This window comes from Pseudomonas rhizoryzae (genome assembly GCF_005250615.1).
In the GTDB taxonomy this organism is placed as follows: domain Bacteria; phylum Pseudomonadota; class Gammaproteobacteria; order Pseudomonadales; family Pseudomonadaceae; genus Chryseomonas; species Chryseomonas rhizoryzae.
This window is the reverse complement of sequence record NZ_SULM01000009.1, coordinates 59,914-74,852: the sequence shown is the minus strand read 5'-3', so window position 1 is coordinate 74,852 and position 14,939 is coordinate 59,914. Positions and strand designations below refer to the sequence as shown.

Genomic DNA, 14,939 nt, shown 5'->3' with positions numbered 1-14,939 from the left:
TATAGGTCATTGTCTGGCGCAAGGCGAGCGCTAGAGTCGATCCCATTCCATAACAACAAGATCGAGGAAGGGATCATGCAGGACTATGCCGACGTCCATGCTCGGTTCGACTACGCCGCCAGTGTCGCGCAGCGCCTGAGTGGCTCGCTCGCCGCCGTCAACGCCTGTGTCGAATGCTGCGATCGCCATGCGCTGCCCGGGCGGATCGCGCTGTTCTGGGAAGGCCGCGATGGCCAGCGAGAGTCCTGGACCTTCATCGAACTGCAGCAGCGTGCCGCGCAGTTCGCCGGTTTCCTCGCCAGCCAGGGCATCGGCCCCGGGGATAGAGTGGCCGGCTTGTTGCCGCGCACCCCGGAGTTGCTGATCGCCATTCTCGGCACCTGGCGGCTCGGCGCGGTGTACCAACCGCTTTTCACCGCCTTCGGGCCCAAGGCCATCGAGCACCGTCTGGCCGTCTCCCAGGCGCGGCTGGTGGTAACCGATGCCGGCAACCGCAGCAAGTTGGACGAGGTGCCGGGCTGCCCCGCGATCCTGACCGTGGGCCAGCGGCGCGGCCTGGGCATCGAGCGGGGCGATTTCAGCTTCTGGCACGAGCTGGAGCGCCAGCCGACCCTCTTCGACCCCGTGTTACGGACCGCGGAAGATCCCTTCCTGCTGATGTGTACCTCGGGTACCACCGGACCGGCCAAGCCGCTGGCGGTGCCGCTCAAGGCCATCGTGGCCTTCATGGGCTACATGCTCGAGGCCGTCGACCTGAGACCCACCGACGCCTTCTGGAACCTGGCCGATCCGGGCTGGGCCTATGGCCTCTATTACGCGGTCACCGGCCCCCTGGCGCTGGGCCATCCCACCCTGTTCTACGACGGTCCCTTCTCCGCGGAAAGTACCTGTCGCCTGGTGCGCGAGCACGGCATCACCAACCTGGCTGGTTCGCCCACCGCCTACCGCCTGCTCATCGCTGGCGGCGAGGCGGTCAGCCAGGCGCTCCGTGGCCAGCTGCGGGTGGTCAGCAGTGCGGGCGAGCCGCTCAACCCGGAGGTCATCCGCTGGTTCGCCGAGCAGCTGCAGGCGCCGATTCACGATCACTACGGCCAGACCGAGCTGGGCATGGTGCTGTGCAACCACCACGCCCTGCGCCATCCGGTACAGCCGGGCACGGCCGGCTTCGCCAGCCCGGGCCACCGGGTGGTGGTGCTGGACGAGACGACGCGGCAGGAGTTGCCGGTAGGGGTGCCCGGCATCCTGGCCCTGGATCTCGCGCAGTCGCCGCTGTGCTGGTTCGGTGGCTATCTCGGCAGCCCGACCAAAGCCTTCGTCGACCACTACTACCTGACCGGCGACACCTGCGAGCTGAACGCCGACGGCAGCATCAGCTTCGTCGGCCGCGCCGACGACGTCATCACCACCTCCGGCTATCGCGTCGGCCCCTTCGAATTGGAAAGTGCGCTGATCGAGCATCCGGCGGTGATCGAAGCCGCGGTGATCGGCAAGCCCGACCCGGAGCGTACCGAGATCATCAAGGCCTTCGTGGTGCTGCATCCCCGCTTCGAACCGAGTGCGGCGCTGGCCGAGGAACTGCGTCTGCACGTGCGCCGGCGCCAGGCTGCCCATGCCTATCCGCGGGAGATCGAATTCGTCGCCGAGCTGCCGAAGACCCCCAGCGGCAAGTTGCAGCGTTTCATCCTGCGCAACCAGGAAATCGCCAAGGCCCAGGCGGTTCGGCAGAGCGCCTAGCCACCCTATCCCTGCAAGGAGAACCTCCATGCTGATCACCGAAGAACAACAGGGCATCGTCGATATGGCGCGCCGTTTCGCTCAGGAGCGGTTGCAGCCCCACGCCGCCGACTGGGACCGCAGCGGCGCCTTCCCCCGTGACGCGCTGCGTGAGATGGGCGAGTTGGGTTTCATGGGGATGCTGGTGCCGGATACCTGGGGCGGCTGCGACACCGGCTACGTCGCCTATTCGCTGGCCCTGGAAGAGATCGCCGCTGGCGACGGGGCCTGCTCCACCATCATGAGCGTGCACAATTCGGTTGGCTGCGTGCCCATCGACCGCTTCGGCAGTGAGGAGCAGAAAGAGCGCTTCCTCACGCCTCTGGCCACTGGCGAGATGATCGGTGCCTTCGCCCTCACCGAGCCGCAGGCGGGTTCCGATGCCAGCGACCTGCGCACCCGGGCGCGGCGCGACGGTGACCACTATGTCATCGACGGGGCCAAGCAGTTCATTACCTCCGGCAGCCAGGCCGGGGTGGTGCTGGTGTTCGCGGTCACCGATCCGGCGGCGGGCAAGAAGGGCATCTCCGCCTTCCTGGTGCCCACCGATACCCCCGGCTACCAGGTGGTGCGCGTCGAGCACAAACTGGGTCTGCACGCCTCCGACACCTGCCAGATCCAGCTCGATGGGGTGCGTGTACCGGCGAGCTACCTACTGGGCGCCGAAGGCGAGGGTTATCGCATCGCCCTGGCCAATCTGGAAGGCGGGCGTATCGGCATCGCCGCCCAGGCGGTCGGCATGGCCCGTGCCGCCTTCGACTATGCCAAGGGCTACGCTCGCGAGCGGCAGACCTTTGGCAAACCCATCGTCGAGCACCAGGCGGTCGCCTTCCGCCTGGCGGACATGGCCACCGAGATCGCCGTGGCCCGGCAGATGGTGCTGCACGCGGCGGCCCTGCGCGATGCCGGGCGCCCCGCGCTGGTGGAGGCCTCCATGGCCAAGCTGTTCGCCTCGGAAATGGCCGAGCGGGTCTGCTCCGCGGCCTTGCAGACCCTGGGTGGCTACGGCTACCTGAACGATTATCCGCTGGAGCGGATCTATCGGGACGCCCGCATCTGCCAGATCTACGAAGGCACCAGCGACATCCAGCGCCTGGTCATCGCTCGCCACCTGGGTGACTAGGGCATGGCGGCCGTCGCCTCGCACCAGGGCTTCGAGGACAGCGGCGAGCGCCTGCGTCAGGCCGCCCTGGAATTGTTCAGCCAGGATGGCTACCACGGCGTCAGTCTGCGCCGCCTGGCGAACGTCGTCGGCCTGCTGCCCGGCTCGCTCTATCATCATTTCGAAGGCAAGCAGGAGCTCTTGTTCGAGCTGATCGAGGACCATGAGCTGGAGGTGCTGCAGCTGTTCAAGGCCGCCGCGGGCAAGCGTCCGGTCTGGCAGGCACCCCGTGGTCTGCTCGAGGATTACCTTGAGCTGGTCCAGGCGCAGCGGGCGTCCGCCCAGGTGGCCCACCACGAGTTTCGACATTTGAATCCCGGTCAGCAGGCGCGTATTCGCACGATCCGGCGACGACAGGTCCAGGCCCTGAGCGAGGTGCTCGGCCACGCCGGGCGCGAGCAGGGCCTGGCACTGGAAGGGCTGGCGCAGCTGTTGCTGGCCATGCCCCCTGCGCAGGCCGACGACGCCATGGCGAGCGGTGTTGCCGGACTGATCGTGGAATTGGCGCGCCGCCGGCTCTAGGCGATCCGGTAACCCTCAGAATTTCCCTTTGGCCTGCGTCTGATTTTCGAGCATCTCGACCGCGGCGCTCGTGGCCTCGCTGGCGCGGATCGCCAGTTTACGCACCTCGTCGGCGACCACCGCGAAACCGCGTCCGGCGCTACCCGCCCGGGCGGCCTCGATGGCCGCGTTGAGCGCGAGTAGATTGGTCTGGTGGGTGATGCCCTGGATGGTACTGACGATGCGGGTCAGGCGTTGCAGGGTGGTCTGGGCCGCCTCGCTCTGCTGCTCGTACTCCTGGCGCAACCAGCGTTCCTCTTCTTGGCTCTGGATATCGATGATGGCGCCGACCGTGCGCAATGCGGTGCCGTCCGCACTGCGTTGGCTTTCGCCGCGTCCGCGGAACCAACGATAGTCTCCGCTGCGCAACCGGAGTCGGTAGGAGACGTCGAAAGGCGTCTTGCCACTGCGATCGCCGACATGATCGACGAAGGCCTGCACGGCGCGGTCGCTGTCTTCGGGGTGCAGATGGGAGAGCCAGCTGTTGAGCACATCGGGAAATTCCTCCACTGACTCGTAGCCGAGCAAGCGCCGCATCTGCGGGGAGAACCAGATGACATTGGAGGGATTGGCCGGATCGCCGTCCTTGATGTCGATATCCCACAGGGCATCCTGGATACAGTCGCGGGCGATATCGAAGCGGATCTTGAGCAGGGCATGGGCCCGGTCGCGGCTGCGCTGCTCGTGAACGTCCTGTAGCGTGCCCAGCAGCAGCGGTGCCTCCCCTGGGGTGCCAGCGAGGCGTCGACCCTGCAAGGTGAAGCCGCGATAGGTGCCGGCGCCCTCTGCCAGGCGCAGTTCGAAGCTGAATGGGTTCGGTCCCTGAGGGGTGAGCAGGGCTTTGCGGATCTCCGCGCGCTCGTCCGGATGGATCAGCTCCAACCAAGCCTGCAACCGAGTCGGTAGAGCGCCGAGGCCAGCAATGTCTGCGGACCAGCGTAGGGTCGGCTCATCCTGCCCCCGACCAGGGGCGGGTAGCCTGATTTCCCAACAGGCCCCATTGGCGGGAGCGACCAGCTGCCAACGTCGCTCGGCCAAGGCCAGCTGCCGTTGCAAATCTTGGCATTGAACATCCAGCTGCTCCGTCTGCAGCTGCAGTACCCTGATCTGTTGGACGAGGTCAAGCCGCTCGGCGAGTTGCTGGTCGACGGTGGTTTCCAGCCGTTTCAGCCTGGCGTCCGCCGTTGCGAGCGGGGTCGCTCTTGCGCCAGTCTGCAGGGCGCTGATGAGGCCGTCGAGCTGGCGATTGAAGGTGCGACTGAAGAGGTCCATCAGCAACTCCTTGGCGACCTGCCGCGGCGCCAACTGTGGCGCCGCGGACGCGGTTCTTCGTTCAGGCGGTTTGATAGAGGCGGCGTTCGAGCAAGGCATGGCCTTGCAGGCGGGCGGCGCGTTTGGCCAGGGCCAGCACCCCCAGGTCGACCAGGGGTTCGAGCAGGATGACACTCAGGTAGGCACCCCCGAAGTGGGTGATGGCGACCAGGTTGCTGCTGGTGAAGCCTTGGCCATAGAGCGCCCAGAAGGCCACCCAGGCGACGATGCCGGCCTGGAAGGCGGTGGACAGCGCCAGCGCCTGGCGATACGTGAGGGCTACGTAGGGCGTACTGGGGGCGATCAGGCGCTTGGCCAGCGCCGCCGTGGCGAACAGGGGCACCAGCAGGGTGGTGACGTTCATGCCGTACTGCGGCAGGTCGAAGGGGGCGAAGAACAGGCCCTGCAACAATAGGCCCAGGGCCAGGCCCAGGGCCGCGGGCGCGGCGCCGAACAGCAGGAACAGCGTCGAGCCGAGGATGAGATGGACCTCGGAGACACCGACCGGGTAATGCGGCAGCACCTCGAAGAAGGCGAACACCAGGGCGGTGGTCGCCAGGCTGCGCGCCAGCAGCGACACCAGGCCACGCTCGCGCAGCGTCGCGCCCAGCAGTTTCAGGCCGTAGGCGCCGGCACCGGCGGCGGTCAGGTAGCTCAGGCCGATCTTGGCGGCATCCACGAGTCCAGGTTCGATATGCATGACGATCTCCAGGCCGCCATGGGGCGGCGTAAGGGGGGGGGGGAAGTGCTAGTGCGCCTGGCTGACGGCCACGGGCGTGCGGCGAGGTGGGTGGTGGTGCCCGGCGCTCGGCGGACAGCTGGCGTGGCTCAGGGCCACCGCCTGGCCATGGGGCGTGTTGAGATAGGCCTGGCGCCATTCTTCGGTGCGCTCGGCGATGGCCGTTGCCGTGGTCAGGCCCAGGCTTTCCACCAGGCGCTCCGTCGCCAGCAACCACTGCCGGTAGTAGGCGTCATTGATGCTTTCGGTGGCGGTAGCTGGTGCTTCCTTTATCACGGCGCTGAAGATCGCCACCCAGTCCTGCCAGGGAAAGAGTCCGTCGCGGTGCAGATGGACCACCAGGGAAAAGGCCTGGGCCTGCCAGGGGCTGTCGAAGGCCGGGCCCTCTCCGCTGGGCGACAGGGGCTGTTCGAGTGCGAGAGTCGTCATACCGCCTCCAGATAGCTGTCCCACAGATCGATGCAGATGGAATCCGGGCTGTCGTTGCCCCAGAGTTCCCGAGCGCTGAAGCGAACCGCGTAGACCTGCTGCGGCTGTTCGCCCAGCCCATGGGCGACGGTGTCCGGCGTGATGAACAGCCCGTGCACCCGCTCGATGGTGCCGAGCTTGCCGCGGGCATAGCGCGGCAGGCGGGTGTGGCCCGCAGGGTTGAGGTTACGGGTGCGCACCTGATCGCCAAGCTGGAAGCGTCCCGGCTCGCCATGGGTGGTCCGGGCCGAGGCCCCGCCGAGTACCACTGGCTGAACCAGCTCGGGCGTCAGTACCGTGACCGGCTGGGTCGGCGCTGTCGGCTTGGCCTGGCCGTGCAGCTCCTCGGCGCTGATCACGCCTTTTTCCACCAGCAGCGTCTCGAAGGCGTGCAGCCAGTGTTCGTAGTAGCTCGATTCCAGGTACTCGCTGGGCGCCATGCGTTCGATGGCGTGACGGAATTCGTCGACATTGAAATAGCCGCCGACGAACAGCGAAGGAAAGAGCGCGAACACCCGCCGCTCCCACTCGGCATGGAACACCGGCTCGCTGGCGGGTGGCGCCACGGGGCCGAGGCCATGCATGCCGCCGAGATCGTGGATACCGTTCATGGACAAAACTCCTCTGCTAGGTGGCCGCGGGTGGCAGCGCCAGCCCGGTGCCGATCATGGAATCGCGGGTGACCAGGGCGGCCAGTTGCTCTTCGCTCCAGCCAGCGGTGCCGTCCGGGCGCTGCGGCAGCACCAGGTAGCGCAGTTCGGCGCTGCTGTCCCAGACGCGGATCTCCCGATCCGCGGCGATGCTCAGCCCGAACTCGGCCAATACCCCGCGCGGGTCCATGACGATGCGCGAGCGATAGGGCGCGGACTTGTACCAGGCGGGCGGCAACCCCAGGGTCGGCCAGGGATAGCAGGAGCAGAGGGTGCACACGGTCACGTTGTGCACCGCCGGGGTATTTTCCACCACCACCATGTCCTCGCCCTGGACGCCGGAAAAGCCCAGTTCGGCGATGGCGGCGGTGGCATCTTCCAGCAAACGGCGGCGGTACTCCGGATCGGCCCAAGCCTTGGCCACCACCTGGGCGCCATTGCGCGGGCCGATCTGGTGCTCGTAGGTATCGATCAGGGCATCCATGGCGACCGGATCGATCAAGCCCTTTTCGAGCAGTAGCGATTCCAGCGCCTTGACGCGCAGAGCGACGTCTTCCGGTGGCTCGGTGTGATCGTGGTCATGGTCGTGATGATGGTCATGGCTCATGTGGTTTCCTCCTCGGTCGAGCGGGTCCGTCTCACAGGGTTTGCCAGTCCACGCTGGCCTCGAAGGCGGCGGCGGCCTGGTAGATCGTGCTTTCGGCGTAATGCCGACCCACCAACATCGCCCCAACCGGCAGGCCATCCACGGTGCCGCAGGGCAGCGACAGCGCCGGATGACCGGTGATGTCGAGGGGAGCGGTGTTGCCGATCATCTCGAAGGCGCGGGCGACGTACTCGGCCAGGGGGGCGTCCGCCGCCGGCAGCGGCTGGGCGACGATGGGCAGGGTGGGCAGCAGCAGCAGGTCGTAGCGCTCCAACGCCAGGTCATAGCCGGCCCGGGCGCGGCGGGCGATGTTCTGGGCCTTGGCATAGAAGCGCCCGCGATAGCGCTCGAGACCGTACTGGCCGACGAACATGCACAGCTTGAGGGTGGGCGACAGGTCATCGGCCCGCTCGCGCCAGGCGCTATGGGCATCCAGCAGGCCGACGTCATAGAGACCCTTCCAGTTAAAGCCCATGCCGTTGCCGTGCATCATCTGGGCGGTGAGGCCCTCGCAGCCGATGGGCTGCCAGAGCGCGCCGGCCAGCAGGTGCTCGGGTACCGAGACCTCCTCGACCCTGGCTCCCAGAGCCTCCAGCCGCGCGGCGGCCTCTTGGACTCTGTCCGCCACCCGCGGATCCAGGTTGGCCAGCCCGAAGCCTTCGCTGAGCAGCCCAATGCGCAAGCCCGCCACCCCGCGCTCCAGGGCCTGGGTATAGGGAGCCACCGGCGGCGCATACTGGCGCGGATCCAAGCCATCGGCGCCGGCGATCACCTCCAGCATCAGGGCGTTGTCGGCCACGTTGGCGGTGATGGGGCCGAGGTGATCCACGGTCGCCTCGATGGGCATGGCCCCGGTATAGGGCACCAGGCCGTGGGTGGGCTTCATGCCGTAGGTACCGCAGAAGGCCGAGGGGATACGGACGGAGCCGCCCTGGTCGCCGCCGATGGCCATGTCCACCACGCCGGCGCCCACCAGGGCGGCGCTGCCGGACGAGGAGCCGCCGGCGCTATAGCCATACCGACGAGGATTGTGCACCGGTGCGGGATCCGAGGTGTGGCTGCCGCCGGACAGGCAGAAATGTTCGCAGGTGGCCTTGCCCAGGATGGTGGCGCCGGCCTCCAGCAGGCGGGTCACCACAGTAGCGTCATAGCTCGGTACGAAGCCTTCGAGGGTGGTGGAGCCGTTCATCATCGGCACCCCGGCCAGGGCGATGTTGTCCTTGAGCGCCACGGTGCGCCCGGCCAGTTTGCCGCTGCTGGCACCCTGGACTTCGGCCCGGTAGTACCAGGCGTTGAGCGGATTTTCCGCGGCACCAGGCCGGTGACCGGCGCCGCGGGCGAAGCTTACCGGCGGGACCTCGTCGGGCAGGTCGTCGATCAGGTCGTAGGCGTCGAAACTGGCCTGCATCAGCTCCAGGTAATCCTGTGCCTGGTCGGGGCTCAGCTGCATGTGCAGGCGGTTGGCGAGGGCCTGGAGTTGGGCGGGAGTAGGGCGGGTGATGGCCATGTGGGTGTCCTTTAGAAGCGCCGGTACCGTCCGGCGGCGGGCTGTCGAAGAGGTTTCACAGGCTCCGGCGAGCGGAGCGGTGAGGGGCTGGCGCTAGCCTTTCTTGCCCGGCTCTGGCCAGGTGATGCCCACGCTCTGCATGCCCTTGGCTACGTCCATTTCGGGATGGGCCAGGACCACGTCGCGATACGACGGGCTGCCGATGACCGCGGGCTTGAACTTGGTCAGGAAGGCGTTGACTTCCTCGCGAATGTCGGCAGGCACCCCGGCGTCTTCGTAGCAGGCGTCGAGGCATTCGAAGACCGCTTGCCAGTGGACCTCGGTCAGGCCCATGCCGCGGTGGGCGGTCACCATGTCCCGACCGCGGTACTTGGCCTGGCCGCCCCAGTGCTCGGCCAGGAAGTCGACGAAGTTGATGTGTTCCTTCTGGAACGTCGATTCGGACATGTGACTCCAGATATGGCCGATGGCTGGATGCTCCATGCACTTGCGCAGGATCAGGCCGGCGAAGCTATAGATGGCGTCATAGCCGCCGAGGCGTTCATAGAGTGAAGGCTGTAGTGCGCTGGTCATGGGCTCTCTCCTAAATCGATACGGTGGGTCGTCTTCTGGTCGCCGCCAGGATTCCCGCGGCCGCATTCACACTAGGGCAGACCAAGGCGGATGGGCTTGGCTGGGAAGGACAGTCATTTGTCCGAGAAGGACTGCAGGTGCCCGCGAGGATCCGCTCGCCTTGCCCTGCGCTCATCAAAAAACGTGGACGTAGCGCAAGTTCATCCGGAAGTCTTCGCGGAAGCCGTTGTCGACCGCCAGGTCGCGCCCCAGCTGGAGCTGCACCTGGTCGGTGGTGGTGAGAAAGGTCGCGGCGGTGACACGGAAATTGGTGGTTTTCGTGCGGTCGTCCTGGGCGACCCCATCGATCCGATTTTCACCGCCCCAGTTGTGGCCGAAGCCAAGCCCGAAGCTGGTGCGCTCATCGAATTGATAGCGCCCCATGAGCTGGACGGCGTAGGAAGTGTCCTGCTCGCGTCGCACGCCTGAAGGGCCATAGTCGTCGTTGTCGCCGTACCAGATGGCGTCCGCGACCAGGTCCATCGCCCACTTGTCGTTGAAGTGCTTGACGTAGGCGGCCTGGAGATCGAGCTTCCAGCGGTTCTCGCCAAGGTTGAGCGCGTGGTCGCGGTCATAGCTGCCCGTGGGTGCGTAGACATAGGGCGTGATGGCGAGGATGTCGCGCTCCGGGTTGAGCCGCCAACGCAGCGGCGCGGCGAAGATGAGATCGCCGGTGCCATTGGCACTGCCCAAGGCCGCGATATCGCCGCTGGCGTCGAGATGACCGAAGGGCAACAGCAGCTGGGGATCCAGGGTGACGGTATCGCTCAGTCCGAGAACATGGACCAGACGCAGGATGCCGATGTCCGAGGTCAGTCGGGCGTCGGGCTGGACCTGGTGACCCTTGGCATAGAGGCGGTCGGTGGTCGCATGTTGGTAATAGAGCACGCCCAGGTTGGTACCGGCTGGGAGCTGTTCGTAGTCGCCGGGTGCCACCTCGAGGGCTTGGGCTTGGTTGGCGAGCAGCAGCGCCAGAGGCGCATAGCGGAGCGTCTTCATGATGGAAGATCCTTTTCGATGAGAGGGCTGGCGTCAGGATGGGCTTCAGGCCGATAGGGGACGCGCATCGCGCAGCATTCCCGTGGCGGGGTGGCAATTGATGTACTCGAACTGCTGGCTGTTGCCGTCCGCGACCGACACCTCGTGGTACAGCCGCAGCTTGGAGAGGCCGCCGATCACTCGGAAGAAGGTGGTGAAGATGCGCAGGTGCGTCGGATGGGACTCCGCCCAGCGCTCCAGCTTGTCCAGCGAGCGCCAGTGGCCGATGTCGTAGGCGATGTCCAGCAGATTGCCGTCCAGGTCGATGTTGCGGACGAATCTGTTGCTGTAGCAGCCGAGTGCCTGGCCTTCATCGCGCAGGAAATCCATGCCCGCCTGCAGCGGCGGCAGCAATTCGTTGAAGTAGATGTCGCGTTCTTCCTGGCCGGCTTCGACCCAGTCCTGGCCGGAGCGGATCAGCGTCAGGTTGTCGTGGCCGCGGATCACCACCCGTCCGCCCTGCTGGGGGTCGCCGGAGATCACCTGGAGCTCGGTGTCGGGCTGCATCCGACTGGTCTGGGAGACCGGGAAGCGATCCCGTGCCGAGCCCCAGTAACCGTGCTCCTGAATATCACCGCTGATGCCATCCATGAGCGCGCCGACACCGGGCAGATCCTCGGTGAAGGCATACAGCGTCTCGAACTGCTCGGCCCGCGGCGCTATCACCTCGCGAAAGTAGCCCAGATCTTCCTGCAGCCGTGCATCAGCCGCCCACCAGTCGGCGACCTCAGGCGAATGCAGCCAGCGACAGTAGGCGGCGGGATCACGCCAGTAACCCACCACGATGAAGTTGCCGTAGCCCTGGGCATCTTCGTGATAGGTGAGGTCGTGATTGCCGGGCCCGTCGGCGGCCGCGAAGCTGGCCACCAGGGTACGGAGTGCCTGCAAGGCCGCAGCGCGCCGCTCCTGACGGAACTGCACGCCTAGGTAGGCCATGACGACCTGGGTCAGGTCTTCGCCGGCGCGGGCGACGAACATGGGGTAGGGCGGCTCGTACTCGTCATGTACGCGACGACTCAAAGTACGGGGGCATTGCAGGTGCTTGGCGATGGCGGATTCCATGGTGAACTCCTCGAGACACGGCTGGATAGGCTGTTACCGACGAACCCTGGTCCGGCTGCTCAGGCGCAGCATCAGGTGCTGCCAGGCCGTTACGATCAGTAGCGCCATGGCTTCTTCAGCCACCAGCTCGCCGGGATGGGCACTGGCCCATTCGGCGGTTGAAAGAGGGGTGACAGGGCTGATCATCTCGATACCTGCGGGTCTAGGCTTCGCTGAGGGCCAAGGTAAGGCGCAGCCGTCTGGACCGGCTTGTTCCAGCTGGACAGGTGCTTGACTGGGAGGGACAACGGGGCAGATCCGCTGCGGTTTGCACCATGGCGGAACGGCCGAACGTGGCCGCTGCATGCCTTGGGTGCAGCGTCGGCAAGCTTCGGATGGGCGAGAGTTAGGTAGCGATAGCCACCTGGCAGCCTGCAGGCCGTGCGGGCGGCGTGCCGAGGCAAGGGCGCGAAGCCGTCTAGGCCGCGGATGGCATGGTTGTTGCGGTCTGCGTTGCCCGATAGGGTCGGTCACAACGAGGATGAGCAGCATGAGCAGCACGCGCTACTCCACCCTGGTCGTTTCTGCGGAACGGCGCTTCGAGTATTGGAAGGAAGTGGTCTGCCGGCATTGCATTCCGGCATCCAGCCGACAGGAGTCCGGGCTGGACTTCGATGCCCAACTCCAGGTAACGCCGCTGGGTTTGCTGGACGTCTGTACGCTGTCCGCACCGCTGCACCACTGGCGGCGCAGTGCCAGCCATCTGCGCAGCGGGCCGGACGACGATCTCTGGCTCGGCTTCAGCCAAGGCGGTCATGGACAGCTGGAGCAGGGCGGCCGGCAGGCGGTCCTGGCACCGAATCGCCTCTTTCTCTACGACGCCGATCAGGCCTTCGACTTCAGCCTCGGCGGTGACAACCGCCTGGTGCGCATTCCGCGCTACCTGCTCAGTACCCGGTTACCCGGCGTGGAGCGGCTCACCGCCACGGTGCTCGACGAAGCCCGGCCTGGCATCGTGCCGCTGCGGGAAATGCTGCGCCAGGCCGCCGATGGCTCGCCGGCGCTGGAAGACGAGACCTACGCCCTGCGTTTCTCCCAGACCCTGCTCGACCTACTGGTGCTGAGTCTCGAACTGCAGGGCTCGGAGCGGGCCGTGGCTGAGCGGGATCTCTATCCACGCCTGATGAACCATGTCCTGAGACATCTGAGCGATCCGCAACTGAATCTGGAGAGCGTTGCCCAGGCGCACCACGTCTCGACTCGCACCGTGACCCGGGCCTTTGCCCGTCATCAGAAAACCCTGATGAGCGTGATTCTCCAAGAGCGGCTCCTGGCCAGCCGCCAGGCCATAGAGCAGGGGCGTTGCCGTAGCGTGTCCCAGGCAGCGCTGGATTTCGGCTTTTCCGATTTCTCACATTTCAGCCGCGCCTTTCGCAAAGCCTTTGGCGTTGCGCCCCACTCGCTGCTACAGCGGCACTGACGCCCCCTCGCGCTCGGCCGCCTGCTTGCCCGGCCGGTAGGCCAGGTGATAACCCAGGCCGACGAACACCGCGCCGCCGACCAGATTGCCGAGGAACACCGCGACGAGATTGGGCAGCAGCTGCGCCCACTCCAGTGTCCCGGCGAAGACGGCGGCCGGCAGGATGAACATGTTCGCCACCACGTGCTGGAAGCCGATGGCGACGAAGGCCATGATCGGGAACCACATCGCCAGGAGCTTGCCGGTCACGTCCTTGCCGGCAAAGGCCAACCAGACGGCGAGGCAGACCAGCCAGTTGCAGCCCACCCCGGAAATGAACGCCTGCATGAAGCTGGCGGCCACCTTGGCCTGGGCGATGGCGGTGGTCTTGGCCAGGAAGGCGCCTTCGGTGAGCCCCAGCAGGTGGCCGAAGCAGTAGGCCACCGCCAGCGCGCCGAGCAGATTGGCCAGGGTCACCCAGAAGAAGTTGCGCAGCACCGCCAGCAGGCGGATGCGCCGGGCGAACCAGGCCATGGGCAGCAGCAACATGTTGCCGGTGAGCAATTCGCCGCCGGCCAGCACGGTGAGAATCAGACCCAGCGGAAACACCATCGCCCCGAGCAGGGCGCTCAGCGAGCCCCAGCTGCCGGGCAGGGTGCCTATGACATGGATGTCCAACAGGAAGCCCAGGGCAATGAAGGCGCCGGCGAGAAAACCCAGCACCAGCAGATTACCAATGGACAGCCGACTCTTGGCGACTCCTGCCTGTACGGCGAGCAGCGCGATTTCCTTGGGGGTATTCAGAGACATGATGACTCGGGGGAGGGAACGACGCGCGGACTGTAAGAAGGTTGTAACAGCAGTCACAAGGTGGCGTTGGCTATGGAGGTCATAGGCTGATGCTATGACATACCTACCCCTGCCGCTGGTCGGCACGCACGCAAATTTCGTGACTCCGCCGCTTTGCGCGGCGTAGGTTTGCGGCCACAATCTCGAAACTACTTTAAGTTCACTTGCGCTACGGCTCTGGCCGGGGCGCTGGATCCACTCGTCCTCCGGCTCGCCGATGGGAAACTTTGCATGAAGCTGATCAAATCCACCACCCTTATCCTCTGCATGGGCGTATCCGCCTGCAGTTCCTTCCAAGGCCATGGCGACCAGGCCGCTGCGTCCGCCAAGCCCGCTAACGCCCAAGCCAGCAACGCTGCCAGCGGCAGCCACTGGTGGTGGCCCTTCGGCGGCAGCGAGAAGCCTGCCGAGCCGACCAAGCCGGTAGCCAAGGCCGCGGAGCCCAAGGCCGAAACCAAGATCGCGGCCAAGGCACCGGCCGCCAAATCCGAGCAGGCCGCGGCGGCCGACACCAAGGGTGGCCACTGGTGGTGGCCGTTCGGCGGCGAGGACGTCAAGCCCGTTGCCCAGGGGGAAGCCCTCAAGCCGGTACCGGTCAAGGTCAGCAAGGCCTGGCTGGACGAGCACGAGCAGAAGCTGCGCGTTGCCGTGGCGGGCAGCAACGTCAGGGTCGAGCGTCGGGACGACGCCCTGGTGCTGGTGACCCCGGTGGACGGCTCCTTCAATCCGGATCGCGCCGAGCTGCTGCTGCCGGCCATGCTCGGCCCGCTGTCGCGCTCCGCCAAGTCGGTCAGCACCGACGACGACAGCGCCGTCATCGTGCTCGGCTTCAGCGACAGCACCGGCGCCGCGGCGCTCAACGACAAGATCAGCCTGCAGCGTGCGCAAGCCGTGGCGGCGATCTTCCGCCTCAGCGGCTACAGCGGCAATCGCCTGATCGTGCGTGGCCTGGCCGCTGCCCATCCGCGTGCCGACAACGCCACCGCGGCCGGTCGCGCCGCCAACCGTCGCGTCGAGGTGCTGATCCAGCCGCGGGCGACCGTGCTGGCCAGCCTGCAGTCCCTGGCCGCACGCTAGGTCGGCAAAGCTTGTCCTGAAGCAGGCGACCGGGGCGGGACTTGGT

General features: G+C 66.4%; 15 protein-coding genes and 2 pseudogenes. 5 read left to right on the top strand and 12 right to left on the bottom strand.

The genetic code is table 11. The features are described 5' to 3' along the window. Positions 1-75: 75 nt before the first annotated feature. The 3 genes from FAZ11_RS16025 to FAZ11_RS16015 are packed head-to-tail and all read left to right on the top strand — an operon-like array spanning position 76 to position 3,457. Positions 76-1,734 (top strand): AMP-binding protein, encoded by a 1,659-nt coding sequence (locus FAZ11_RS16025; protein WP_058777018.1) that lies wholly within the window; start codon positions 76-78, stop codon positions 1,732-1,734. A 28-nt stretch (positions 1,735-1,762) separates the two neighbouring features. Continuing rightward, positions 1,763-2,896: an acyl-CoA dehydrogenase family protein gene (locus FAZ11_RS16020; protein WP_058793549.1), complete on the top strand. Its 1,134-nt coding sequence runs from the start codon at positions 1,763-1,765 to the stop codon at positions 2,894-2,896. Positions 2,897-2,899: 3 nt separating this feature from the next. Next, positions 2,900-3,457: a TetR/AcrR family transcriptional regulator gene (locus tag FAZ11_RS16015; protein WP_137279358.1), complete on the top strand. Its 558-nt coding sequence runs from the start codon at positions 2,900-2,902 to the stop codon at positions 3,455-3,457. 69 nt (positions 3,458-3,526) lie between these two features. Here FAZ11_RS16015 and FAZ11_RS25550 read toward each other — a convergent pair. From FAZ11_RS25550 to FAZ11_RS24690, 11 genes and pseudogenes are all read right to left on the bottom strand, one after another. Further along, positions 3,527-3,715, bottom strand: a pseudogene (locus tag FAZ11_RS25550) (methyl-accepting chemotaxis protein); the annotation flags it as partial. 75 nt (positions 3,716-3,790) lie between these two features. After that, a pseudogene (locus tag FAZ11_RS25220) lies at positions 3,791-4,768 on the bottom strand (PAS domain-containing protein); the annotation flags it as partial. 61 nt (positions 4,769-4,829) lie between these two features. Further along, positions 4,830-5,507, bottom strand: coding sequence for an energy-coupling factor ABC transporter permease (locus FAZ11_RS16005; RefSeq protein WP_058786517.1), 678 nt, complete (start codon positions 5,505-5,507; stop codon positions 4,830-4,832). A 48-nt stretch (positions 5,508-5,555) separates the two neighbouring features. Further along, on the bottom strand, positions 5,556-5,975 hold the full coding sequence (locus tag FAZ11_RS16000) for a nitrile hydratase accessory protein (RefSeq protein ID WP_058786516.1): 420 nt from the start codon (positions 5,973-5,975) through the stop codon (positions 5,556-5,558). Further along, positions 5,972-6,625 carry a nitrile hydratase subunit beta gene (nthB, locus tag FAZ11_RS15995; protein ID WP_137279359.1) on the bottom strand — a complete coding sequence of 218 codons (654 nt, stop codon included), beginning with the start codon at positions 6,623-6,625 and terminating at the stop codon, positions 5,972-5,974. The genes FAZ11_RS16000 and nthB overlap by 4 nt, the downstream gene beginning before the upstream one ends. Positions 6,626-6,641: 16 nt before the next feature. Beyond that, a complete protein-coding gene (gene nthA, locus FAZ11_RS15990) occupies positions 6,642-7,271 on the bottom strand; it encodes a nitrile hydratase subunit alpha (protein ID WP_058777011.1) in 630 nt (209 codons plus the stop codon). A gap of 31 nt (positions 7,272-7,302) precedes the next feature. After that, entirely contained in the window at positions 7,303-8,817 is a 1,515-nt protein-coding gene (locus tag FAZ11_RS15985) for an amidase (protein ID WP_058779168.1), read from the bottom strand. Positions 8,818-8,910: 93 nt separating this feature from the next. Next, complete coding sequence (locus FAZ11_RS15980; RefSeq protein ID WP_058762364.1) at positions 8,911-9,390, bottom strand: group I truncated hemoglobin; 480 nt, start codon at positions 9,388-9,390, stop codon at positions 8,911-8,913. A 174-nt stretch (positions 9,391-9,564) separates the two neighbouring features. After that, positions 9,565-10,428, bottom strand: a complete 864-nt coding sequence (locus tag FAZ11_RS15975) for a transporter (protein WP_137279360.1) — start codon at positions 10,426-10,428, stop codon at positions 9,565-9,567. 45 nt (positions 10,429-10,473) lie between these two features. Beyond that, the gene (oxdA, locus tag FAZ11_RS15970) at positions 10,474-11,529 is read right to left on the bottom strand and encodes an aliphatic aldoxime dehydratase (RefSeq protein WP_058786513.1); all 1,056 of its coding nucleotides are present in this window, start codon (positions 11,527-11,529) and stop codon (positions 10,474-10,476) included. Between the two features lie 33 nt (positions 11,530-11,562). Next, a complete protein-coding gene (locus FAZ11_RS24690; protein WP_155523357.1) occupies positions 11,563-11,715 on the bottom strand; it encodes a hypothetical protein in 153 nt (50 codons plus the stop codon). A 343-nt stretch (positions 11,716-12,058) separates the two neighbouring features. Between FAZ11_RS24690 and FAZ11_RS15965 the strand changes: the two genes are divergently transcribed. Then, complete coding sequence (locus FAZ11_RS15965) at positions 12,059-12,988, top strand: AraC-like ligand-binding domain-containing protein (RefSeq protein ID WP_058793556.1); 930 nt, start codon at positions 12,059-12,061, stop codon at positions 12,986-12,988. On the opposite strand, the gene FAZ11_RS15960 is transcribed toward FAZ11_RS15965, so the two are convergent. Beyond that, positions 12,974-13,777, bottom strand: a complete 804-nt coding sequence (locus FAZ11_RS15960; RefSeq protein ID WP_058779163.1) for a formate/nitrite transporter family protein — start codon at positions 13,775-13,777, stop codon at positions 12,974-12,976. The two genes, FAZ11_RS15965 and FAZ11_RS15960, sit on opposite strands and share 15 nt — an antisense overlap. Positions 13,778-14,047: 270 nt before the next feature. On the opposite strand from FAZ11_RS15960, the gene FAZ11_RS15955 reads away from it, so the two are divergent. Further along, positions 14,048-14,893, top strand: coding sequence for an OmpA family protein (locus tag FAZ11_RS15955; protein WP_137279361.1), 846 nt, complete (start codon positions 14,048-14,050; stop codon positions 14,891-14,893). Positions 14,894-14,939 lie beyond the last annotated feature (46 nt).

Excerpts from the sequence above, each read along its gene's own strand:
- FAZ11_RS15975 (WP_137279360.1), bottom strand. The coding sequence starts at position 10,428 with ATGAAGACGCTCCGCTATGCGCCTCTGGCGCTGCTGCTCGCCAACCAA.
- nthB (WP_137279359.1), bottom strand. The coding sequence starts at position 6,625 with ATGAACGGTATCCACGATCTCGGCGGCATGCATGGCCTCGGCCCCGTG.
- FAZ11_RS16020 (WP_058793549.1), top strand. The coding sequence starts at position 1,763 with ATGCTGATCACCGAAGAACAACAGGGCATCGTCGATATGGCGCGCCGT.
- FAZ11_RS16005 (WP_058786517.1), bottom strand. The coding sequence starts at position 5,507 with ATGCATATCGAACCTGGACTCGTGGATGCCGCCAAGATCGGCCTGAGC.
- FAZ11_RS15985 (WP_058779168.1), bottom strand. The coding sequence starts at position 8,817 with ATGGCCATCACCCGCCCTACTCCCGCCCAACTCCAGGCCCTCGCCAAC.
- FAZ11_RS24690 (WP_155523357.1), bottom strand. The coding sequence starts at position 11,715 with ATGATCAGCCCTGTCACCCCTCTTTCAACCGCCGAATGGGCCAGTGCC.
- FAZ11_RS15965 (WP_058793556.1), top strand. The coding sequence starts at position 12,059 with ATGAGCAGCACGCGCTACTCCACCCTGGTCGTTTCTGCGGAACGGCGC.
- FAZ11_RS15980 (WP_058762364.1), bottom strand. The coding sequence starts at position 9,390 with ATGACCAGCGCACTACAGCCTTCACTCTATGAACGCCTCGGCGGCTAT.
- FAZ11_RS16000 (WP_058786516.1), bottom strand. The coding sequence starts at position 5,975 with ATGACGACTCTCGCACTCGAACAGCCCCTGTCGCCCAGCGGAGAGGGC.
- FAZ11_RS15955 (WP_137279361.1), top strand. The coding sequence starts at position 14,048 with ATGAAGCTGATCAAATCCACCACCCTTATCCTCTGCATGGGCGTATCC.
- FAZ11_RS16015 (WP_137279358.1), top strand. The coding sequence starts at position 2,900 with ATGGCGGCCGTCGCCTCGCACCAGGGCTTCGAGGACAGCGGCGAGCGC.
- FAZ11_RS15960 (WP_058779163.1), bottom strand. The coding sequence starts at position 13,777 with ATGTCTCTGAATACCCCCAAGGAAATCGCGCTGCTCGCCGTACAGGCA.
- FAZ11_RS16025 (WP_058777018.1), top strand. The coding sequence starts at position 76 with ATGCAGGACTATGCCGACGTCCATGCTCGGTTCGACTACGCCGCCAGT.
- nthA (WP_058777011.1), bottom strand. The coding sequence starts at position 7,271 with ATGAGCCATGACCATCATCACGACCATGACCACGATCACACCGAGCCA.
- oxdA (WP_058786513.1), bottom strand. The coding sequence starts at position 11,529 with ATGGAATCCGCCATCGCCAAGCACCTGCAATGCCCCCGTACTTTGAGT.